We start from the raw sequence: 23,801 nt of genomic DNA, 5'->3' as shown, positions 1-23,801 counted from the left end.
CCTGCTCCATCTACTGTGAAGATTTTTTGACCTATTGCTATTATGTCTAATGGTACATTTTCTAAAGGTATAAAAACCTCATTAAAAAGTATTCCTTCTGCAGGTTCATCTACTGAATACACCTCTGTTTTTGGGTCAAAAGCTTTTACTTTTTGGATTTCTTTTATTTTTCTAAACTTCATAAATTAAAATGTTACTTTAATACTTTCTTGAAATGAACTATATTTAGTAGAAGTTGATAATTCTTTAGTTTTTGCTAAATCTTCTAACTTTTTATAAGAGCCAATTTTCATATTTAACCAAATAGATTCATTAGCTTTATAGACTCCTTCAGCATCTTTAGCTATAGCACTTTCAAGTCTTTCAATAACTTGTTTCCTAGTAACACCTCTACCTCCTTGTTGGATAATATACAGCTGATCAAAGTTATCTATTGCTCTTAAATATGCTTTATATTGCCCTAAGTTTTTGAAACTATTCCTCTCTTTCAAAAATGTACAAATTATCTTTTATATCTTTGATATACAATTTATTACCACTCATATATAAGGGTTGGGGGGCAACTAAACGATTGCGAGTAGCTTTTCTTTCTTCAAAAGGAAGAAGTTCGTATTCCCATACTAACTTTCTCGCCTTGTAATCAAAAATACCTATCCAACCTATCCCTCCATATTCTTTATGTTTAGAACCTATAAAAGTGAAATAATCTCCTTGTAATAAAGGTTTATATATAGACTCATATTGCCCCATTCCTTCAGGATCTTCTTTTGAGAAAAAGTAATCTTCTTTTATAGAAAATGTCTGGGTGTCTATAACTGTCCAACCATTTGAGGCAATCGCAAAAATATTTTCAGTAACTTCATCTAACTGAACGCCAAAGCAATCGGTATGGTATTGTACACTTCCTGTTTCAATATCTAAGGCAATTAAACGATACAAATTGGTATAAACCCATAGACTTCCGTTTGCAATACCTACTATTTTATCTATTCTATCCTCTTCATCAGGATAAGGAGAATCTCCTAAGGAAGCAATGGTAAATTGCCAAAAAATTTTATCTTGAAAATTTAGCTTTAACACTTTATCTGTGTGATAAGCAAAACCGCAATCTTCTGCTATTATATTAAAAAAGTAACTTGATGAAAATAGATTTTTGAAAGATAAATCTTTATAATAATATATATCATTTTCGTCAGCATATATCAAGATATTATCTTTTAATGCTGTTATTTGCTGATTTTCTTCTATTTGTGTTACTTCTCTTGTGTTTATGTTGTATGAAAAGCTACCTTTCTCTCCCCATTTATTGAAAAGTATAGTATCTTTTATAAAAAAATAATCTGAAAGACCTTTTAAGCCTATAAGTTCATTATTCATAAACAATATATGCTCTTGCAATTGTTTTCCTGAATCAAAGAACAAAAAGTTGTCTTTTAAGAAATAAGTAGACACATTATTGATAGTGGAAATTTTTGAATATTTCATATTACTTTGTTATTAAAATTGAATCAAATAGCTTGTAACTTTTGTTATCTATAGAGTTTGTAAAATCTTTCAATGCTTTCTCTCTTCTACTATCATTAAATAATATGGTCCTTAAATTTTCATTTTTCCAGATTATTTCAAAGACGTCATTTATTTCTTTTTTAATAGCACTTTGTAATCTTCTTACAACATCCTCTCTAGTAACACCTCTACCTCCTTGTTGGATAATATATAGCTGGTCAAAGTTATTAATCTCTCTCAAATATGCTTTATATTGCCCTAAGTTTTGGAACATATTACGAGCTGTAGAATAGTTTTTAGTATCTATGAAAATACTAATTTCCTCTTCTTTGCCTAACTTATTCATAGTTTTAGCCTGCCACTTGATATCAAACCTAAAATCACCTGCCTCATCAGCATAAGAAATAAGGTCTTCTAATTCTAACTTTTGCAGGGTGCTATGGAATTTAGCGGGTAGGTAGGATTTGATATTTCGGATTACCTCTAAAGAGGTAGCTCCTGCTTTAAACTTATCACCAGTTTCTAAAAGCTCGTTTAAGAAAGCTACTAATTGTCCTTCAGGAATCTCATCTATGTGCTCTGTAAATAGATGCTTAAGGTCGTCCACAAGGTCATCTATAGGTTTTACGGAATTTTCAGGCACTTTTTGATAGAGTTCTTCAAAACGTTTGGCAAAATCATCTACCTTGTTGAACTTAGCATTTAGCTTCTTAATCAAGCTCACCAGACGGGCATCATTGGTTAAAAAGTCTTTTAACCTATCAACACCTTTGATATCACCTACAAAGCCTAATAATTTCCAACCCTTTTCTTGCCCTTCTAATAACTTCTTTTCATTATCAGCAAGTTTCTCAAATTTCTTTGATGTCTTGAGCTGTCCTATTCTTCTTTTCCAATCTTGATAACTTTTAACGAGTTGAGTTCTTAAGTTTCCATTCTTCTGGAGAATATTTTTTGTAGTTTGTGGTAGGTTCTTCGCAAACTTATAACCTACTTGTCCGAGATTCTTGATCCCGATAGCTCCCATTGCAATATTATAAATATCGACAATTTCTCTTAACTCTTTATTATCACCATTTATTTCTTTAATTGTATTTGCTGTTATATTCCCCACAGCTCCTACAACTTCTACCAATGCCCAAACACGGGGTATCCAATGTACTTTGGTCGCTAAAGCAGTACCTCCACTGATTGCTATTGTTGCTATATCTAAGGTAGTAAAAACTCCTGTCTCTATATAATCATTGAGAATCTTATCATCATTATACTTTAAGAAAATAGCAGGTACTATATATACTTCATTCCCTAAATTATTCCCTTCCAATGCTGTTTGTATCAAAGGAACTTTGTTCTTATCTGGGATGATAATAAGTGGTGTTAATGGAGAAACTTCTCCTATAGGTTCTTTCTTATGAGTGGAAGATTGTCCCGTTCCTTTGCTGTCAAAAGTATTATAAATATAGGTATCATAAACATCATAAAGCTGAATCCTTCCCGTCGAAGCTATGTATTCTCCCTTATTCTTTTTTAAAGTATACTTAATAAGCAAATGGGATTTCGTATCATTACTATAAGTAATGGAGTTTAAGTTGAGTGTTCTTTTGACAAAATCATCTTCATTTTTACCCCATCTATCTTCAATAGAGGCTGGGTTATGGTTAAACATCCACACCAAAGCTCCTATAAAGTTAGTGTAGTTTTTCCCTCCACTATTTCCTCCTGCTGAACCTATAAAAAAGTAGCTATCATCTATTTGATCAATAAGATGTCTTATTAAGTAGTTGTTATTAGCCTCTAAATGATTGAAAAAGTTGGCATAATCACTTTCAGAAAGAGCATTCATCAAACGCAAGATAGCTAATTCTGAAATGTTTTTCAACTTCTCTTGTGAAGCTATAAGGTCTATGAAGTATTGTTTCTTTTGATAAGATAGATTTCTCAAGGCTGACAGACAGCTATTATTTATAATGTCTACCGCTTTTTCAGGAGTTTTAATAGATTGATTTAATATTTTTGATGCTTCATCTATTTCTTCTTTAGAGCATTCTTCTCTATCTTTTTCTAATATATCTAATATGAAATTCTTTGTGCAAGATTCTTCTGCATTAAGAAGGTATTTAGTTTTCCATTTAGACGATTTTATTTCACCAATACCATCTGAAGGTTTATAATCTATCTCTGCAAACCGATATTTACAACCATCTATGACTTGATAAATATAGGTTTTGACAGATTCTTTAGCAGAGTTATACACAAGTTCTATAGCACTTGTCTCTGCTATACTTTTAGCGGTTGTAGTGTTTACAAAATCTGTCCAATTCCAAGAGTATGACTCGTTTTCAACACTATTACCAGCCTCATCATATAGTTCAATCTTATGAATATAATAATCTTTATCAATACCAAACCTAACTTTGTATCTCTCTTTAGTAGCTTTGACATAAGCTATAACCTTTCCATTGGGGGCAATACCTCTGCTATGCCCCTCAATAAATTTATAGGAGATTTTTAAACCTTCTTTTTGTCCCTGAAATATCCCCATTTTAAACGTAGGATCATTGATCTGCTTCCAATCAGCAAAAAGTAAATCCTCATCGGAGGTATAGTCCATTAGCGAAGGGACATTGCCTTGTTGTTTTTTCTTGAATGGGTGTGCTAGTTTAAATATTCCGTGACCCAATTCGTGGGCGAGGGTTCTTTCGGTTTGGTCAAAAACAAAACCAAACTGTCCACCCAGTGCCATATAGCCTCCTTGCCCTGTGCTGCTCTTGGCATTGGTAATAAACACATAATAGGTATCGTTTGCTACCTTGCCTGTGGCTTTATAGGCATTGATAAGCGCCTGTTGCGACAAACTATAGTCGGTAAGGTCGCCAAATACATCTTTGGTCTCCAATACACCATTGGTCAAATAAGGAGTAATGTCAAAAGGTGCTGCCCAAGTGATATCTAAAGTTACTCCTATCTTGCTATAAATAGATTTTACTCTATCTATATCCATAGAGGTGTTTTCGGAAGTGGGTACAAGGATTACCTTGGCAGTTTTAGGGGAAAGGTGTACCAAGTTGAACACCCCTGCTATTTGGTATTTCTTGCCCTGTTTGATAGTAGCTTGTACTTGTTCTACAGCAAAGCTATGGAAACCTTTGAGGGTAAGCAAAAAGTCGTCAGAGCCTTCTACTCGTTTGGATTCGATGAGTGCGCCTTTATCCGTTTTGAAGATAAGGCTATCGGCACTCATATTTTTATCGGTGATATGTACTTTGGCTAAGAAAGGTTCTGTTTCACCTTTTACCACCGCTTTAAATGGAATGTACTTGCCGTCAAACTTTTGGTAGTCCTTACTATAGGCTTTGGTAGGAACTTCATAAGCGTATTTAGAGTCGGCGGTGTTTTCAAAAGTTACCTCAATACCTTTGGCGGTAAGGGCAGTTGCTTCACCATTTTGGGTAACACCATTGGTATTTTCTTTCGTAGGTTTGCCTCCTTGAGCTACTGTTTGAGGTTCAGATACTTTACCGTCTTTATCTATGTGATATATCTTTTCTTGGGTAGAGGTTACTCCATTGGTAGTAGTGGTAACTTTTCCTTTGACAGTGGAATCATTGCCTCCAAATGGGAATACTTCCTTGCGACTATTTTTACCTGTAACAACTATTTCACCATTGCGAGTTTCTACCTTTTCAATCTCGAAAGGTATCTCAATATCTTTAGATTTCTTGCCTTGACCTATAAAGTTTTCAGCAAACTGTACACCTTTCCAATCACTATCGTAGATAGTTTTTACGATACCATCGGTCAATTGATAGTCGGCATTGATTTTTATATTTTCAAATTCTACCGCTAACTTTGTGTCGTTCAGGTAAGGAACTTTTACAAATCCTTTACCAGAGAAAATACCATTGCTACCGCTCACTTCTAAAATGGTAACTGAAAAATCGCCTGCGGTAAACACTTCATTGGTTACCAAACTACCTAAAGGTTTCTTATTGGTAATTGCTATTTTTGGTGCAATACCACAGTTGTAGGCTGATTCGGTAGTGTTTTGCGTTTTTTCTATTTCAAAAGTCTGTATATTAGAATATACATAACTTGGGGTAATATCATAGCGTTCTGTTTCACAAGTTGCTCCTACACGAAACTCATACTCTCCTGCTTCTAAGTTGGTGATAAGTGCTTGGGTATTGCGAGTAGAGGTATCAAACCACTGAGCATTAGCTACTCCTTTTTTACGGTATTGGATATGGTATTTTTGGTGCTGTGTATCTCCTTGCCATAGCAGTTTTGTACGGCTCTTGCTCTGCTGCTGGCTGAGCAAGAAGAGCGGTTTGTTGCAATTTACTGCATAGACAAACGAATGTACCTCGCTATAACCATTGTTCTTAAAGACACTATTTTCTGCCAATCCTCCTGTGGAGATAGCTCTTACTCGCCACGCATAGCGCCTACCTGGGATGAGGTTGGGTTTACTCACATCATAGACGAAAGTAGTCATTCGCAAATCGTCTTCCTTAAGTACACGTCGGCTTACTTCAAAAGCAAAATGAGGGTCGAGGGTAGGGTCTAAAATCTCACGAAGTTCGAAGGTATAGCTTACATTAGTAGCATTGATTTGACGGGGTGTCCAGCTGAAAATAATATTTTGAAAATCGGTTGCGGCTACTTGTTCATTATCAGTAGGAATATTTAGGATTGGTGGATCATTGAGCATTAGATAAGCCACCATACACTGATGCTGAGAGAGCCATCGCCCACTAAGCACATCTTTTACCCTAAAACAAAACGTATATGCCCCATCAGGTAAGGGAGAGGCATATTGTTCTGAAGTTATCCCTTGTAAATTCCGCAATTGAAAATAAGGAGCTAATTCTGCATCGGTAAGTCTTAGTATCTCACCTCCATTGATACGCAAAGGGGATACCCCTGAAAGCAGTGGAGCTGAGGCAACGGTAAGTCCATTACCTTTAATCTCTACATATAATTGCACCAGACGATTCTGCACACTCAAGTCCGTAGTGATAACTTGTAGCTGTATCCTATTGGACAAAGGATTGGCATAGTCCGCAATCCTACTGCTATATGGAGGCGTGAGTACAGGTACTACCTGAACAGGGTAGGTCTGTGCTATGAGCTGCCACGTTGTGAACAGAAAAAAAAATATGTAAGAGAATAAACGCATCATAGTTAAGGAATAATAATAATTTTTTTACTTAATCGTTGGTAAGGAGTTTCTAAAACCAATATATAGGTAGCAGCTGGTAGCGGGTCTTGGAAATCAACCCAATGTTCCTCAGCTGAAGGTAGTGATTTATGCATTATCAATTGTCCTGTGATACTATATAAGCGAAATTTGATAGCCCCTGCTTTTTCTAAGACTACTTTAGCTTTGAACTTGCCATTGTTAGGGTTAGGAGCTACTTCAAATTCTCTTACAAAAGCTTCATTGGTTCTTTGAGTTTTAGGTAAATCAGTAGCGGGTTCTACAATAATGTTTTTATAGAACAACTCATAACAATTACCTTGTGTTTGCTTAATACCAATACGATATTCTCCTTTTTCCTTAAAGATAAGAGAAATATAATCGTCATTTTGTTTAGTGATTTCAATAGTTTCTTTTTCGGGCACTAACCATTGAGTGGTTTCTCCTTTAGGACTACTAGTATTCACTAATATCACCTCTTCATTCTCGTATGCTTGAGTAGTAAGCAAAAACTCAGAAGCAATTTGAGTATCTGTACTTTCAATAGTAATAGCACTTGTAGCTGTACAGCCATCTTTGGTAGTTACCATAGCTGTGTAAGTACCCTTTTCAGATAAGGTTACTTGAGGTGCATTAGAAGAAAAACCATTATCCCCAGTCCATAGATAAGTAGCTTGCTTATCTTCGATGGCTATATTTAAGGTAAGTGTCTGTCCTTTACAAAGCGTATGACTCTTTCCTAAGTTAATCTCAAATTTAGGAGGATTTTCAATAGTAAAAGTTTCGAAATGAGCACACCCTTGTGCATCAGTCACTTTTACCTTGTACTCTCCTGTAGAAAGGTTTTTTATACTTGCTGTTGTAGCTCCTGTATTCCACAGATAGTGATAAGGTGCAGTGCCTCCTTGTACAGCAAGCACTATGGCAGCATTGGAGGCATTATGACAACGAAGCGGAGTGATAGTACCCTTAACCATAAGACTATTGGGTTGCACAATAACTGTACTTCCTTGCACAATACAGCCCGCCTTATCTTTGATTTCAACATTATAAGGCATAGGAAGCAAGTCTTTGATGGAGGCAGTAGTAGCACCATTAGACCAAAGATAGGTATAAGGAGGTGTACCTCCAGAAGGGGTAGCGGTAATTTTTCCATCGTTACCATTACAAGTGGCATCTGTTTTTTGGAGCACAAGAGTTAGTTTGGCAGGTTCTTTGAGTTCATAGATAACGTCTGTAAGCCTCTCCAAGGAGTTGGTATGTGTATTATATGTGCCTAACTTGATTCCATTTGCATCTTCTATATTGATAGCATAGTGTCCTCGTGAGAGGTTCATAGCTGTATCTCCCTCAAAAGGGAGTAACTGCCATGATCCATTAGGGTTTTGCTTTTTCCAAGTATATTTGTAAGGACGTCCTCCATTGGTAGCACCTGTAAAAGGAGTACCCCCCTGAGCTCTAATTTGTAGGATTCCATCCTGGCTTTCATCCCTCTGGCCATCCATTGCTCTATCTATTTCACTGCCAAACTCATTTCCACGATTACATGAAATAGGCCTCTGCAGGGAGAGCGTAGCTTGGAGTAGAGGGATATCTTCCAACTTAAAGAGACTATTTAGGAGTGCACAATTCGCCTTTTGAGAATCAGAAGGATCATATCTGGAATCCATAACGGAGAGGTAATAATCACCTTGAGGAATATTTTCAAGAGATATATAGAATTTGTCCTCCATATGATCATAATGAGTAGTAGCAAGCCGAGTAATTTCTTCTGTTCCTCTCTTCCAAGAAAACCGATACCTATTAGCTCCATTATAGGGAGTACCTCCTTGTACCACAGCCATAATACGTCCGTTGGTAGCCTGTGGGAATTGAGGGCGCTTTTGCTCTTGTGAAGGATAGGTGATAGTAATAGGATTGGGAGTAGTTAGGGTTATTGAAACTTGTTCATTGTCTCTGTTCCCTCCTACACAATCATTTCCATCTTTTACACGAATAGTATAAATTCCTTGGGGGAGATTTTTTATTATATGCTTATGGGATTCTGAGAATTCTAACCATTCGCCATTATTGAGTCTTATCTTATAGTTTTGATTAGTTCCACCAAAGGCTAATATGCTTATTTCTCCATTATTAGCATTAGGGCAAGAGGGATTTATTCCACTAGCACGGAATGTTACTCTTGAAGGATTTCTAATGGAGAATTTGAAATCTTCATTTCCATACTTAGAAAAGGAGTTTCCTCCATTTTTTCCTATAATCCTTAGTTTATAATCCCCTATAGGTAAGTTCTCTAAAGTAAAAGTATTCCCCCCTCTCTTTAATTGAGAGATATTAATGAGAGAATCTGAGTTTGGATTAGGGACAAGAGAAAAATTAATTTCCTCATCACGATCTAGAGGGCGATCGAAGTGTAATGTATAATCAGTCTTATCGCCATAACACCTTGTAAAAATAGTCTCATTATTAGGATTGGTTAAAATAGGAAGGGATTTTTTGATATCATAAAGTACAAAATCAGATCTATATTGCCCACCACAGGAAGATTTTGTTCTAATTTTAATTCTATCTCCTATAACAGAAGTAGGTAAAAAATCTCTTAATCTAATTTTAGGATTCTTTTGCCCTTGATATCTAGCAGGAAGATCTAACCAATCATTGATATCAGTATTGGACTCGAGAATATATTCATAGCTAAAAAGTTCAGAAGAAAAATTTCTGCTATCATTATCTATTTCTAAGGTTAGATAATCATTATACCCTATTTCATAGGAAGTCTGAGTAAGTCCAGTAACTGGACTTATTTCATAGTAAAAAACAATACTTGTAGAAGCTCTTTCCATTGATTTAGATTTTTCAATTCTATTACTATATGAAGTTTTTCCAATACAAACTTTTTCAATTGAAATATTTTTGTCAATAGAAACACTGGGACCATTACAACTTTCAATAGGTCTCCACCAGTCTAAGACCATATCAGAATGTATAAAACTATGAAAATTAATGCTTGATATACCTGAATAATAAGTTTTTATTATAGACTTAGGTTCTGTTGTTGTTGTTCCATTACTACTAAAAACTCTGTCTTTATTTCCATCTTTTAAATGAATATCTAACCACATTTCATTAGTTCCACATCTACTCCCTGTCGTATGTGCCCTATAATCAAAGTCAAGTATTCTAACTTCATATTGTTGTGAAAAACAATATGAAGTACATAAAAATATTATGAAAAGTGTATAATATCTCATTTTTTAGAATTTATTTTTAGTGAAAACAATATATTTCTGTTATTACTTGTAAATACGGTTGCTACTAAGGCAATTAATAATATAGCGTAAGTGTTTAAAAATTAATAATTAACTTCTACTTTTTCACCTTGTGTGGGTTTGCCATTAGCTAATGAAGGTAAAAAGTAATATTCATATATTGTATTGATATGTATTTCTTTATCGGTGATGTGTTGTTGCTTGGGGGGGAGCACTTTCCAGAGCGAGGGTGGTGTACCTTTTACATTTTTGTAAATCTGAATCTCAATTACTTTGGTATTTTTTTGATACTTCCAAAACAAAGAGATAGAACGCGCATTTCTATCGGCTACAAAATCTACGCTTTTTATTACTTTGTCAGCTCTTACTGGTGCTTTTATAGTTATGGTTGCATTGTCTGCACTTGACCATAATCCTGCTTTGTCCTTTGCTTGAATGAGATACTCATACGTTTTGCCACTTTCAGTAGTTTCATCAATAAATGTATTGGTTTCTTTATGAAATACTTGTAGTGGTTGCCATTTTTCTGTTCCTTTTTCTCTTCTACTTAGTGTATAGGTCTCTACATCATCACTTGAACTGCTTATCCAATACAGTGTTATCTTTCCGTTTTCAGTAGTGAAATTATTAAAAATAGGGGCAGTAGGCGGGTTTTTATCAGGTTTCTCAACTACTATTACTTCAGAAAAAGGAGAGCGATTGTAACGTAAATCTTCTGCTAAAATTTTGTAATATACTTTTTTATTAGAAAGAGAAAAGCTCACCGTATCACGAGCCGTATTTTCAGTAATGATATGATTAAAGATATCTACAAATTCTTCTTTATCAGTGTTGGCTCTCAGTACTCTATAGCCTGCCAAGTCAGCCTCTGTATTAGCTTTCCAGAAAAGAGTAACCACACCTAAACTATCAATTTTTCCTTGTAGTTCTATAGGTCGGGCAGGAGGAATAGAATCGGATGGTTGCACTAAAGTACTATGTGAGAAATGTCGCTTTTGCTGTTTATCAACTGAGGCTATTTTGAAGTAGTTAGACGCTGAAAGTTTCTTATAAATCAGTTTTCTGTCTTCTTTTTTGATATTGTCTACTACTTTTTGATAGTTCGCATCTTCTTTGGTATTGTGCCAAAGTTCAAATTTTTCAGTAGCTTTTTCAGCTTCTTTAGGGTATTCCCAAATAAGTTCTACCCCGTCGTTAATGAAATTATAATCGGATATACGAGGGACAGCTGTAGTAGCAGAAATGCCTTGTACTTTTATAGGGGCTGAAGGAGTACCTTTTTCGCCAAAGGCATTGATACCATAGATGCGAAAGAAGTAAGGCGTATCATTCGTTTCTAAAGTAGTCGCATAGAACATTTGTTTTTTACTTGTTCCATTCATATCTACAATAGGTGTGGAAGAAATGGGCTGAAAGTCAGTGCCATTTTCAGAACGTTCTATGATATAAGAAGTATATATATCTTTTAAATAGGTAATCCCCCACGAGAAGAGCACCTTTTTATCATTGGGGATAGCTGTGAAATCGTGAATTTTAGGAAGTGTTTCAACATCAGAAAGCCCTACCATCACCGCAGACGACTCTATTTCGGGCATTCCAAGAACTTCTACCTGATAAATATAGGTTTCTCCTGCTTTTACATCGGTATCTATAAATCCCCAACCTGCTTTCTGAGCCGCTACAAATGACATATCTGCTGCAAAAAGAGCAAAAGTATGTCGCTGGTTCAGTTCCTCTGCTATATTTACAATTTTAGATATACCATTTTTACTATCTTTTTCTACAGAAAAAGATTCACCATATAGTGCTTGAGCAATGATAGCGCCATAATTATCTTTTTGAATGAAGTCTATCCAATCTTCTTGTTTATCAGGTTTTAGAGTGGCTATAGTTTGTTTTTCAGGGTTTTCGAGGAGATTACCATCTTTTTTGAGGAGTATTTTGTGAAGAACAAAGCCTTTTTGATTTGCTTTCTGCCATTCAATAGGAGTATTTACCGCCCAACGGAGCAGTATTCTATCTTTTTGAACGTAGGACTTGAGCATTACTGAAGGAGTAGTATCAGACAATTGAGCAAAAGACCAATTTACTACCCACAAACAAATAAGAAATAAGGCTTTTTTCATAGCTAAATATATCAATGATATGTATTTCCAGCACAAAAATAACTATTTTTTTTGATATAGCAATTTTTATCTATTAATTTTTAAATTAAGTTGATTCAGATAAAGGAAACGAGTTCCGAGTTTTCCTCCCTTTTCCCATATTTTTCATTTGTCTGTTGTGTGGCTTCCCCAACAGACAAATAGAAAAATAGGGAAAAGCAAGATTGTCTTTGTATATCTCAACTTCATGTTGTATATACAAAGACACATCTTGCTCCTAAAAATCTAAGCTAATCAGGCGCAATGTAATATATTGAAAATGAGATATTTTTGAAAAATATAGAAATAGGAAGGAAAATGCAGAAAAAAATGGAGTCTGTATATGAATGTATATATATTTATATATTATATAGGTGGAAATTCTTTAAAAACACAATTCGTTGATAATCAATAGATTGCAAAAAAATAACCATATACTGATTTACGCACCCCTATAGGGTAACCGTGCACTGATTTACGCATCCCCATAGGGTAACCATGTACTGATTTACGCATCCCCATAGGGTAACCATGTACTGATTTACGCACCCCCATAGGGTAACCATGCACTGATTTACGCATCCCCATAGGGTAACCATGTACTGATTTACGCATCCCCATAGATAGTTATTCTAACAAATGGGAATAATCATCAGGGAGTTCAGCATCTATATCTCTTAGATATTGTTGCAATGCGGTAAGTGTAGTATGTCCTGTGATAAGCATTAATCTATCATAGGTTTCGCCTTGGGAATATTTTTCCCTAAGCTGCCTGTACAGCTTAGTAATAAAAGTATGTCTGAAAGAGTATAATCCATAATCCCTACCAAGGTTAAGTTCATCCTTAACTTTCTTAAACCGCTTACTCCAATAGTCCCTTTTATTACCCTCTGTGCTTTCCCAAGTACCAGCACCATTAGGAGCAAATAGATAGTATTCAGGATTAAGTCCCTTGAAATGTTGGATCTCACCAAGTAAAATTTCGGGAATTATCTTTACCTTAACTAGTTTGTTTTTGGCTCTTACATTGAGTTTTGCACCCTCAAAATCTATGTCTTTAACTTGTAGGCGACACGCCTCGATAGGGCGCAAGAAGTTATAGCTTATGAATTTTACAAATAGAAGTAAGTCCTTATCTTTTTCCTCCAAAAGAGTAAAAATAGTATCCTGCTGGCTCTGTGAGTAAGTTTTATTTCGTTCGGGTTTGGCTGGTAACTTTTTGATTTTAGAGACTACATTGTGAGGAATAAACTCATTTTCTTCTAAGGTACCGAATATAGCATTTAGTACCACAAGAGTATTATTTCGGTTGCGAGCGCTTGATTTTAGTAGAATGGTATTGAGAAAGTCATTCACCTCTTTCTTGGAGATATTCTTGATAGGTGCATTATCTAAAGAATTGTCTTTTAAGAACTTTTGAAACTTACCTATACGATATTTGTAGTCAATAAAAGTTCGTTCGGATACACTACTTTTCTTTAGATTTAAAGCAAAATCAAGGGCTGAATTAGCGGTATAATCTTGATTTTCATTGCTTTTTTCAAAACGTTCATCTATAGGAGTATAGCCACTCTTAAGGAGATTTTCTATAATATCCCTTAGCTTATGGATACGCAAATACCTACTATCAAAATCTTTATATTCTTGGTTAATTTTGAAGAAGATAGAGGGTTGTTTGACCATTTTTCCCTCTTTATTACGGAAGTAATAGTATACATACCAACGCTTATACCTCTGTAGGATCTGTTGTTTTTCCTCTTCTGAAAACGCAGTTAAGCGTTTTTCAGAGATGATTTTCGGATAAATCTTAGGAGCTGTGTACTTCTTTTTTTCCATAAGACCTTCGGATTTTTGATACTCACCGATATACTCGGTTTTATACTCGCTTTGTATCAGTTCATATAGTTTGGGCATAAAAAAATACGCTTAAAAGCGTATTTTTATTGGGATTGTTAGTTAGTAGCGGGAACTGGACTCGAACCAGTGACCTTCGGGTTATGAGCCCGACGAGCTACCTACTGCTCTATCCCGCGATTTACAGGTGCAAAGGTACAACCTTTTTTTTAATTACCAAAATAAAAATGATTTTTTTTATTTTATTTCTTACAACTTACTGAAAAATAAAACATTGCCAAGAGATTTCCCCTTGGCAATGCTGCTATATATCATCAAAAGTCTTATTCCACGGTTACTGATTTAGCCAAATTTCGCGGCTGATCTACATTACAACCACGCATAGTGGCTATGTGGTAAGAGAGTAATTGTAGCGGAATCACACTCAGGATTGGAGAAAATAACTCTTCTACTTCTGGGATTTCCAAGACATGGTCGGCCAAAGCACTCATCTGGGTATCATGCTCGGTTACTACCGCTATGATTTTCCCTTTGCGGGCCTTTATCTCTTGCGCGTTGGAAACGACCTTTTCATAATGCCCTCTGGAAGGAGCCAAGAAAACCACTGGCATATTCTCATCTATCAGGGCGATAGGGCCATGCTTCATCTCAGCTGCTGGATATCCTTCGGCATGTATATAGGAGATTTCTTTGAGCTTCAAAGCTCCTTCTAAGGCTACAGGATAGTTATATCCACGACCTAAGTAAATACAATTAGAAACATCCTTATAAGCACGCGCTATCTCTATAACCTTATCTTTGTTCATCTCTAAGGTCTTAGCTACCAAATCAGGAATATGAGCCAGTTCTTTACAAAGTCTCTTATAAGTATCGTGATCTATAGTCCCTTTCTTATGACCTAGGTGCAAAGCCAAGAGTGTCAGTACGGTAAGCTGGGTAGTGAAAGCCTTGGTAGAAGCTACCCCTATCTCTGGCCCCGCATGGGTATAAGTACCAGAGTCAGTGAGGCGTGCTATGGAAGAGCCTACCACGTTGCATATCCCATAGATGAAAGCACCACGCTCCTTGGCCAATTTTAGGGCTGCTAAGGTATCGGCTGTTTCTCCTGATTGGGAAATGGCCATCACTATATCCGAGGAGTTGATTACAGGATTGCGATAGCGGAACTCAGAGGCATATTCTACCTCTACTGGAATACGGGTAAGTTCCTCAAAAAGGTACTCCCCTACCAAGCCTGCATGCCAAGAGGTACCACAAGCGGCAATAATAATACGATCAGCACTAAGGAATTGCTTAAGGTTGTTGTTGATTCCAGATATTTTGGTAGTCCCATCTTCTAACAGACGACCGCGCATGGTATCCTGAATAGAGGCAGGTTGCTCGAAGATTTCTTTGAGCATAAAATGCTCATAACCACCTTTTTCTATTGCATCTATACTGAGTTTCAACTCTTGTATGGTAGGATCCACCTCTTCGTTGTTGTATATCTTACGTACCTGTAAGTCCTTATTAAGCTCAATGGTTGCCATTTCCCCATCTTCAAGATAGAGGGCGTTATTGGTATATTCTATAAAAGGAGATGCATCGGAAGCAATATAAAACTCATTCTCTCCTATACCTATCACCAAAGGACTTCCTAAGCGTGCTACTACCATTTTGGACGGATTGGCTTCCTCCATCACAGCTATAGCATAGGCTCCTACTACTTCATTAAGGGCATAGCGCACTGCCTCTTCTAAGGGGAGTTGCTTCTTGTTCTTGATGTATTCTATGAAATTAATAAGTACCTCTGTATCAGTATCAGAATGGAATACATACCCCTCTTGTAAAAGGCGTTGCTTAATCGATTGATAGTTCTCAATGATTCCATTATGTACTATGGCCAATTTGCCTGAATTGGACAAATGTGGGTGTGAGTTCCTATCACTGGGCACTCCATGAGTTGCCCAGCGGGTATGCCCCATACCGAAAGTAGCAGTAGGAATGGTGTCTTTAGCGGCTTTTGCTTCTAGGTCAGAGACCTTTCCTTTGGTCTTTTCACTGACAAATTTTTCAGCATTGACAATAAAGCCTGCACTGTCATAGCCTCTGTATTCCAAGCGTTTCAGCCCATTGATGATAATGGGATACGCTTCTTTATTTCCTATATATCCTACAATTCCACACATATTCTATATGTTATAATTGGTTACAAAATTTGGTGCAAAAATACAGCTTTTTTATGAAAAAACAAACCTAGTATAGTGACTAATGACTAATGACTAATCCTATTTTTGTCACTAATCATTGGTCATTCGCTGTGCATATACCGCATAATATCTGGGAACAAAGTACCGAAGCAAAGGGCGAAAGCCTAACTTACCTACGGGGTGTGTCCATTTTTCACGATACTGGATTTGCCAACCTGCTTTCTCTAAGAGCATATCCAATTGCCAGTCTTCAAACTCATGGTAATGACAATCTCGCGGGTCTTTGTCATTGCGGTAGGCCTTGGCAAACCATAGGCGCAGAGGTACCGTAATGAGAAGCTTTTTTGCAGGAAGCTGTTGTAGTACCCCAAAGGGATTGACCAAGTGCTCTAGTATCTCCAAAGCGGTTACCATTTCCCCTTGGTAGTCCTTTAGTGTCTCTGGATGGAGGTCTAAATCCTCTCCTTCTGTGTTGCTAACCACATAGCCTTCTTTTTCCATGACCTCAGAGAAGGGATTGCGTACTCCTAAGTCCAGTATGGAGGTTCCCTTAGGGGCAAAGCGCTGTAAGATAGCCAAGGTTTTCCTATAACGTTTTTCTGGGTAGATACGATACATCGAGTTCATATTATACGACTTTTAGCAGGGCATAACTATAAGAGAAACGACCACTCTCTGGCACCGAAAGCAGTAGGGTATCTCCCTTTTGGAGCTTTTGCGAGTTGAACAGTTCCTCCAGCATCAAATAAGGGGAAGCGCTCCCTACATTACCTACTTGGGGAAGGTTCAAAAACCAGCGTTCCAAGGGAATATCTATCCCCACCTTCTTGAGCTCTTCATATAGGCGATCTTTGAAATAAAGGGAAGAGATATGAGGGAGGAAATAGGTGATCTCATCGGGAGAAAGGGCATGTTTGTTGAGTGCGGCCTGCATACTCTCCGCCCCTTTTACCAATATATTCTCATTGAGAAGCTTTACATCTTGCTTAATGGAAAAGATAGATTGCTCCAACCACTGCTCTGGGCTATAATCACTCCAAGCCTTAAGAGAACCATCGGATTGTTTCTCACACCCTGCATACATACAAGCCTCCAGCTGGTGAGCATACGAATGTGCTTCCATCCAAAGTATTTGTAAGGAGCGATCAGTGGGATGTGGTTTGGACTCCAAGCGCAAGGCTCCTGCCCCATCGGAGAGCATAAATCGCAAGAAATCTTTCTTGAAAGCCAAAATAGGCTGCTCCTGCAAAAGGGTGAGCGATTGTATTTCACTTTCGTACTTATTGGCTCTAAGCCAAGAGGAAACTCGCTCGGAGCCTGTACAAACAGCATTGGTACTATTGCCTGACTTTACGGAGAGATAGGCAAATTTTAGGGCATTCATACCTGAATTGCAGACCCCTGCGGAGGAGTTTAGCTCTACAGCTCCACTGCCTTTAAGTAGGCCATGCACCATAGCAGCATGCGAGGGCAATAGGCAATCGGGAGTGGAGGTACCACAAGAGAGTACTTGTATATCCGCAGCTTTGAAGTGTGTATCCAGTAGCCCCTTTATCGCCAAGCAAGTAAGGTCGGCATTGGTATGAGTAGGATTGCCTTGTGTATCAAGTGCATAGTAACGCGTGGTTATTCCATTGTTTCTCAATACAATACGCTTTGCCTTAGAGGCCGTTTCATTAATCTCCCCTAAAAACGCCTCCATTTGATCATTATCAATGGGGGTATTAGGAAGATATTTGCTTGCTTTGGTGATATATACTGGATTCATTGATTTTTAAGTGATTTGACAAAAATATATTTAGCGTCTGCAAAGATACAATTTTTCTTTTAATTAGCTATACAGTTTTTCAAAGTTGTCATCATGGAAAGTGCTTGCTGGTAGCCATATTCGAAGGCCGCATCTATCTGTTTGGTATCCAAGACACCTATATTGCTCAATTCTTGTAGGAAGACAAAATCACATTTCTTAAACTTCTTCTCATAGGAACCGTCCATGATCACATTGTAAATGCGCTGGAAGAACTTAATCGGATTGCTTAGGTCTTTTTCTTCTACCGATTCCAGAGGGTTTATAAAACTACCTATGAGTACATCGCACTTTCCTCTGAGAGGTTCTATAGGAAAATTGTTCAGCAAGCCACCATCACAATAGACCCCCTCCCCTATTTTTATAGGGGAAAAATAAGGCGGTAGCGCCGAAGAAGCTACCATAGGGGCGATCAAATCTCCTTTAGAAAAATACGTTATTTTCCCACTGAGCAGATCGGTAGCAGCCACATATAGGGGAATGGAGAGTTCCTCAAAAGTTGTACAAGAGAGGAATTTCTCGAACAAAGCAGGGTACTTGTTGCTATTTATAAGCCCCATTTTCCCAAGGGAAAGCATGGAAAACTTAAACAGCGGGGTTTGCTTGAAGAAGTCTAAGAGCTGCTCTGGAGTTTTCCCAGAGGCATAGAGTGCTCCCACCAAAGCCCCTCCACTGGTGCCTGAGATCACCGCAGGGCGAAGATGGTGTTCGTCCAAGGCCTTGAGCATGCCTGCATGTGCTAAGGCACGTACACCACCACCTGAGAGGACAAGTCCGAAAGTCTTCATAGGCAATAGCTTATAACAAGTTGATATGATGTTGTTCGCATAAGGCGAGTATTTCCTCCGTCCAGATAGAGGCTTGTACCTCACCTATATGTGCTTTCTGGAGGAAAAACATACAGATACGAGACTGACCAATCCCTCCACCTATGGTAAGAGGCAGGTCGCCCTGTAGGAGCATCTGATGGTAGTCCAAGTGTTTGCGCTCTTCTAAGTTAGCCTTCTTGAGCTGCTGCATAAGAGAGACTTCATCTACACGGATACCCATGGAGGAGAGTTCCAAAGCGCTGTCCAAAACTGGATTCCAAAGAATAAGGTCTCCATTGAGCTGCCAATCATCATAATCAGGGGCACGACCATCGTGTTTTTCACCAGAGAGAAGTGCATCACCTATCTGCATAATGAAAATAGCCCCTTTCTCCTTAGCAAAACGTTGTTCGCGCTGGCTCGCAGACAAGTTCGGATATTTATGTTCTAGCTCTTGGGAGGTGATAAAAGTGATTTCCTTAGGCAAAAAAGGCGTCAGTAGCGGATATTCTAGGGTGATAACCGCCTCTGTGGCCAAAAACACCTTGTATATCTTCCTTACAGTTTCCTCCAAATAGGCTAACGTACGTTGTTCCTTCGTAATGATTTTTTCCCAATCCCACTGATCCACATAGATAGAATGGGTATTGTCCAGGGTCTCATCTCGGCGGATTGCATTCATATCGGTATAGATGCCTTCCCCTACACCGATTGCATAGCGCTTGAGTGCCAAGCGTTTCCACTTAGCCAAAGAATGTACTATCTCTATGGTATCCTCTGGTGCCTCTTTCATTTGGAAAGAAACAGGGCGTTCTACCCCATTGAGATTATCGTTAAGTCCTGTGGTATTCTTGACAAACAAAGGGGCAGAGATACGGGAGAGGTTCAGTGCCTTGGATAGCTCCGTTTCAAAGAAGTCTTTGATACGCTTAATAGCTCTTTCGGTATCCATGATACCATATTTGGGATCATACCCTTGGGGAATTTTGCATGCTGACATAAATGGGTTATATTAAGTTTTCAATAAAGTCAATATTCATCTTGGCTGAGAGGGAGGCAGCTTGAGTGACAAATGTATCATAAGAAATCGTATCTCCCTCGCCTGCATTGTCCGAAACGGCGCGAAGAATCAGAAAAGGGGTACCTAACAGATAGCAGGTTTGGGCTATGGCTGCCGCTTCCATTTCCACGGCTACTGCCTTGGGGAAATTAGCCTCTATCCATTGGCGTGTTTCGGGCTTGCTTATAAAAGTATCTCCACTGACAATGGGAGCGCAATGGAGTTGGTTGGTGTAACGTGCTACCGACGCTTTGGCTTTGTCAAACCATTGTTCCGATGGCAGATAGCTTTCGGGCATCTGTGCTTGCTGGCCTAAGGCATAGCCAAAGGCGGTTACATCTACATCGTAATAGGCAACCTCTGTGGCCAATACCATATCTAATACCTTGCTGTGTTGCAGTCCGCCTGCGGTACCTGTGTTGATCACCAGGTCAGGGGCAAAGTGGTCTATAAGCAAAGCAGTACCCACAGCAGCACTCACCTTGCCAATACCAGAGAGGAGTACTACCACTTGGTGAGAGCCTATCTGTCCCTGATAGAAAGCATAACGTTGCAAATGAGTAGGGGCTGGATTGCCCAAATATTCTCTAAGGAGCTGTATCTCACTCTCCATAGCTCCAATGATTCCAATTTTCATAGTTTTGAGTTTTTAATTTCGAGTTCTAAGTTAGGATTCTTCATTTTTTACCACTCTCTTTTCACTTCTTACCCCTACGGTTCCTCCACTTACGGCAAACTCCATGGCTTGCTTGGCGGAGAATCCTTCGGCGGGTTTTATCTGATCCTTATGAACCACTATCACCCAGCCCGATATAGCGTAAGAGTGTGGCAGATAGACACTGACCATATCCGTAAAGGCCGCAAAGGACATATCCTCTTGGGTCAAGAAACCTATACGCCATAGCTCAGGCGCCTCTTGTACCCGTACCCATACAGGGTGGGAAAACTTCTGTTTGTCCCCTACGAAGGAACCTATTACATCGCGTATGGTCTTGTAAATAAACTTGATTCCAGGGGTGTGTTCCAAGATATAGTTCAGCCCCTCCACGACAAATTTGCCTACTAAAAAGCGACTTCCCAAATAGCCGATCAGGGTCGTGCCTACCAAGATGATGACAAAGACCAAGCCTGGGAAACGCTCCGAAAGATGCGGAATTAGGTTATCTACACTATAGAAAATAGACCAAAGAATCCAAATGGTGGTACTCAAGGGGCCTATGATAACGACCCCTTGTAGAAAATATTTTAATAATGGACGTATGTAGTTATTCATTTTTACTTTCATTTTTCACTTCTTCGTCTTCGTCTTCACCTAGTACATCTATATGAGGTTCTATAAGTGTTTTCTTATTAGCGATACTCTTCTCTAAGGCAATGAGCAACGAAGGCAGCAGAATCAGGTTACTGCACATAGCAAAGAACAAGGTGGTAGAGATCAGTCCTCCCAAGGCCTTAGTCCCTCCAAAGCTGGATAAGGTAAAGATAGAGAAGCCAAAGAGCAGCACTACCGAGGTATAGAACATACTAATGCCCGTCTCCCGCAAAGCTGCATAGACTGAACGCTTCACCTTCCACTGGTTGACCATCAACTCCTGACGATATTTGGCTAAGAAGTGAATAGTATCATCTATAGAAATACCAAAGGCTATCCCAAAGACCAATATAGTGGAAGGCTTGAGCGGTATACCGGCGTATCCCATCACTCCTGCGGTAATAGCCAAAGGCAACAAGTTGGGTATCAGAGAGATAATTACCATTTTGAACGAACGGAACATATAGAACATCATCACTGCAATGATCGCTATAGTCAGTAGCAATGATTGTATGAGATTGCCTACCAAATAGTCTGTTCCTTTGGTGAACATATAGGCCTTGCCTGTGAGACGCACCTTATATTGGTCAGTAGGGAAAAGTTTATCGGTTTGTTTGGCGATAGCCTCCTCTATATGGTGCATTTTTTCGGTACCTATATCTTTCATAAAGACCGTAATACGAGCAATTTGCCCTGTACTATCCACTATACTGCGCAGCATATCGGCTTTTCCATCGGAATTTTTTACATAAGAAAGCACAAAAGCACGTTCCTGGGCTGTAGGTAGATCAAAATACTCCGCTTTGCCATTATAAAAAGCCTGTCGGGCATACTTCACGAGCCTTACCACCGAGATAGGCTGGGATATTTCAGGTATATCTGCCAAGTATTCCTCTAGCTTTGCCATACTTTGCAAAGTAGCAGGGCGCATCACTCCGTTTTTCTTACCTGTATTGATGGTAATTTCCAAAGGCATAATCCCTCCAAACTTCTTTTCAAAGTAGAGGATATCGTCATAGAACTTCTCCCCCTTAGGCATATCCTCTATGACACTCCCTGAGATATGGATTCGGTAAATTCCTATAATACTGGCCACCAAAAGGGCTACAGCTACCGAGAAGGTAGCAAAGCGATGTTTCTTAACAATACGCTCAATCCCCTCCAAGAGTCCTCCTATCCACTGCTTGCTCAAGTGCTTGAGGTGACGCGGCTTAGGAGAAGGCATAAAGCTATATATGATAGGAATCAAACAGAGAGAAATCACATATAAGCACATAATACTGATTGAGGAGACAATCCCAAACTCCTTGAGAATACTACTCTCGGTGATGATAAAGGTGGCAAAGCCCGCCGCAGTAGTCAGGTTGGTCAGTAGGGTAACATTGCCCACCTTGGTAATGACCCGCTGGAGTGCCATAGCCTTGTAACCATGTTTTTGTATTTCCTGTTGGTAACGGTTGATAAGGAACACACAGTTGGGTACCCCTATGACAATGACCAGTGGGGGAATCACCGCCGTGAGTATGGTAATCTCATAACGGAAAAGCCCTAAGAAACCAAAAGCCCACATCACTCCAATAAGTACGGTACAGATGGAAATAAGCATAGCCCTGAACGAACGGAAGAAAAAGAGCAACACCAAGCAGGTAGCCAGGAGCGCTCCGACAATAAAAAAGCCTATTTCCCCAGTGATAATCTCGGTGCTAAGTGTACGTATATAAGGCATGCCCGATACATGTATAGGCACTCCTAAGTCGGTCTGGCATTGCTCTATCAGCGGTTTTAGATCCTTGAGGATAAAATCCTTACGTATAGCCGTATTGACAATATCCTTGCGCAAGGAAACAGCCATACGCAGGGTCGTATGATCCTTGTTATATAGCAGTCCCTCATATACAGGCGTTTGGTTAAACAATTTAGGGAAAAGGCTGTCCAATTCCCCTTGAGTAGCCACCTCTTCAGGAAAGAAGTTACGCGTTGCGAAGCGCTCATGAATTGTATCCTTGTACAACTCTTTAATGGTATTGAGAGAGAGTACCCCCTCCACCTGTGGGAACTTTTGCAAATCTCTCCCCAGCATATTCCAGCGGTTAAAACCACCTGCCTTGGTAATCTTATCGGCTTCTACTCCTATGACGATCAGGTTGCCCTCCTCGCCGAATATACTAAGGAACTTATCATACTCCTTGCTAATAGGGCTATCCTTAGGGAGCATATTGGCCTCGGAATAAGTCATGCGAATATACTTCCATTGCATGGCCAAAAGCACTGTAATTCCTAAGAATACCCCTAAGAATACATAACGATTGCGCAGCACCATACGTGCCACAAATACCCAGAAATTATTTAATAACTTTCTCACTTTTTTCTCTTTCAGTTATAGGCTTAACTGGCTGCAAAGATACACATTTTTCAGTGTAGCGGACAAAATTAATACTACTTTATTTAAGTTTCGCAAATTGTTCTAAGCCGCTTTAGATAAGGGATTCAAATCAAACCCTTTCATAAGTTGCTTATTTTCAGATATTATTTTTATTATTAATTTAAGTTTCGCAAGTTATTTTTAGGTTGCTATTGAAATTGCAAGTAACTGATAAACAATTATTTGTAAAAACCTCCCCCCAACCCCCCTCCAAAGGGGGAGCTTTAAG

15 protein-coding genes, 1 tRNA gene and 1 pseudogene are annotated in these 23,801 nt (G+C 38.6%); all 17 read right to left on the bottom strand.

Annotated elements, in window-relative coordinates; all coding sequences use genetic code 11:
- Positions 1-182, bottom strand: a pseudogene (locus HMPREF1154_RS09695) (hypothetical protein); the annotation flags it as partial.
- Between the two features lie 3 nt (positions 183-185).
- A complete protein-coding gene (locus tag HMPREF1154_RS09690) occupies positions 186-491 on the bottom strand; it encodes a hypothetical protein (protein ID WP_034567286.1) in 306 nt (101 codons plus the stop codon).
- Complete coding sequence (locus HMPREF1154_RS13780) at positions 475-1,485, bottom strand: hypothetical protein (protein ID WP_009642410.1); 1,011 nt, start codon at positions 1,483-1,485, stop codon at positions 475-477. The genes HMPREF1154_RS09690 and HMPREF1154_RS13780 overlap by 17 nt, the downstream gene beginning before the upstream one ends.
- 1 nt (position 1,486) lies before the next feature.
- Entirely contained in the window at positions 1,487-6,688 is a 5,202-nt protein-coding gene (locus HMPREF1154_RS13775; RefSeq protein WP_232211993.1) for a hypothetical protein, read from the bottom strand.
- 2 nt (positions 6,689-6,690) lie between these two features.
- Positions 6,691-9,549 carry a T9SS type A sorting domain-containing protein gene (locus tag HMPREF1154_RS09670; RefSeq protein ID WP_009642403.1) on the bottom strand — a complete coding sequence of 953 codons (2,859 nt, stop codon included), beginning with the start codon at positions 9,547-9,549 and terminating at the stop codon, positions 6,691-6,693.
- Between the two features lie 509 nt (positions 9,550-10,058).
- Positions 10,059-12,101 (bottom strand): fibronectin type III domain-containing protein, encoded by a 2,043-nt coding sequence (locus HMPREF1154_RS09665; RefSeq protein ID WP_009642408.1) that lies wholly within the window; start codon positions 12,099-12,101, stop codon positions 10,059-10,061.
- Between the two features lie 426 nt (positions 12,102-12,527).
- Positions 12,528-12,734 (bottom strand): hypothetical protein, encoded by a 207-nt coding sequence (locus HMPREF1154_RS09660; protein ID WP_157231271.1) that lies wholly within the window; start codon positions 12,732-12,734, stop codon positions 12,528-12,530.
- Positions 12,735-12,746: 12 nt separating this feature from the next.
- Positions 12,747-14,033, bottom strand: coding sequence for a tyrosine-type recombinase/integrase (locus HMPREF1154_RS09655; protein ID WP_009642411.1), 1,287 nt, complete (start codon positions 14,031-14,033; stop codon positions 12,747-12,749).
- A gap of 46 nt (positions 14,034-14,079) precedes the next feature.
- A tRNA-Met gene (locus tag HMPREF1154_RS09650) sits at positions 14,080-14,152 on the bottom strand.
- A 144-nt stretch (positions 14,153-14,296) separates the two neighbouring features.
- Positions 14,297-16,141 (bottom strand): glutamine--fructose-6-phosphate transaminase (isomerizing), encoded by a 1,845-nt coding sequence (gene glmS, locus HMPREF1154_RS09645; protein ID WP_009642400.1) that lies wholly within the window; start codon positions 16,139-16,141, stop codon positions 14,297-14,299.
- Positions 16,142-16,252: 111 nt separating this feature from the next.
- Positions 16,253-16,780 (bottom strand): methyltransferase, encoded by a 528-nt coding sequence (locus HMPREF1154_RS09640; protein ID WP_009642406.1) that lies wholly within the window; start codon positions 16,778-16,780, stop codon positions 16,253-16,255.
- A gap of 10 nt (positions 16,781-16,790) precedes the next feature.
- Positions 16,791-17,930: a beta-ketoacyl-ACP synthase III gene (locus HMPREF1154_RS09635; RefSeq protein ID WP_009642409.1), complete on the bottom strand. Its 1,140-nt coding sequence runs from the start codon at positions 17,928-17,930 to the stop codon at positions 16,791-16,793.
- A 59-nt stretch (positions 17,931-17,989) separates the two neighbouring features.
- Positions 17,990-18,757 (bottom strand): patatin-like phospholipase family protein, encoded by a 768-nt coding sequence (locus HMPREF1154_RS09630; RefSeq protein WP_009642414.1) that lies wholly within the window; start codon positions 18,755-18,757, stop codon positions 17,990-17,992.
- A 10-nt stretch (positions 18,758-18,767) separates the two neighbouring features.
- Positions 18,768-19,778, bottom strand: a complete 1,011-nt coding sequence (gene asnA / locus HMPREF1154_RS09625; protein WP_009642412.1) for an aspartate--ammonia ligase — start codon at positions 19,776-19,778, stop codon at positions 18,768-18,770.
- A 7-nt stretch (positions 19,779-19,785) separates the two neighbouring features.
- Positions 19,786-20,475: a 5'-methylthioadenosine/adenosylhomocysteine nucleosidase gene (locus HMPREF1154_RS09620; RefSeq protein ID WP_009642404.1), complete on the bottom strand. Its 690-nt coding sequence runs from the start codon at positions 20,473-20,475 to the stop codon at positions 19,786-19,788.
- A 30-nt stretch (positions 20,476-20,505) separates the two neighbouring features.
- Positions 20,506-21,111, bottom strand: coding sequence for a DUF502 domain-containing protein (locus HMPREF1154_RS09615; RefSeq protein WP_009642401.1), 606 nt, complete (start codon positions 21,109-21,111; stop codon positions 20,506-20,508).
- Positions 21,104-23,470 carry an efflux RND transporter permease subunit gene (locus tag HMPREF1154_RS09610; protein WP_050999716.1) on the bottom strand — a complete coding sequence of 789 codons (2,367 nt, stop codon included), beginning with the start codon at positions 23,468-23,470 and terminating at the stop codon, positions 21,104-21,106. The genes HMPREF1154_RS09615 and HMPREF1154_RS09610 overlap by 8 nt, the downstream gene beginning before the upstream one ends.
- Between the last annotated feature and the right edge of the window lie 331 nt (positions 23,471-23,801).

The sequence above is a fragment of the Capnocytophaga sp. CM59 genome (assembly GCF_000293175.1).
Classification (GTDB): Bacteria; Bacteroidota; Bacteroidia; order Flavobacteriales; family Flavobacteriaceae; genus Capnocytophaga; species Capnocytophaga granulosa.
The sequence above is the reverse complement of the archived record's forward strand: the minus strand, read 5'-3'. Positions and strand labels throughout refer to the sequence as shown.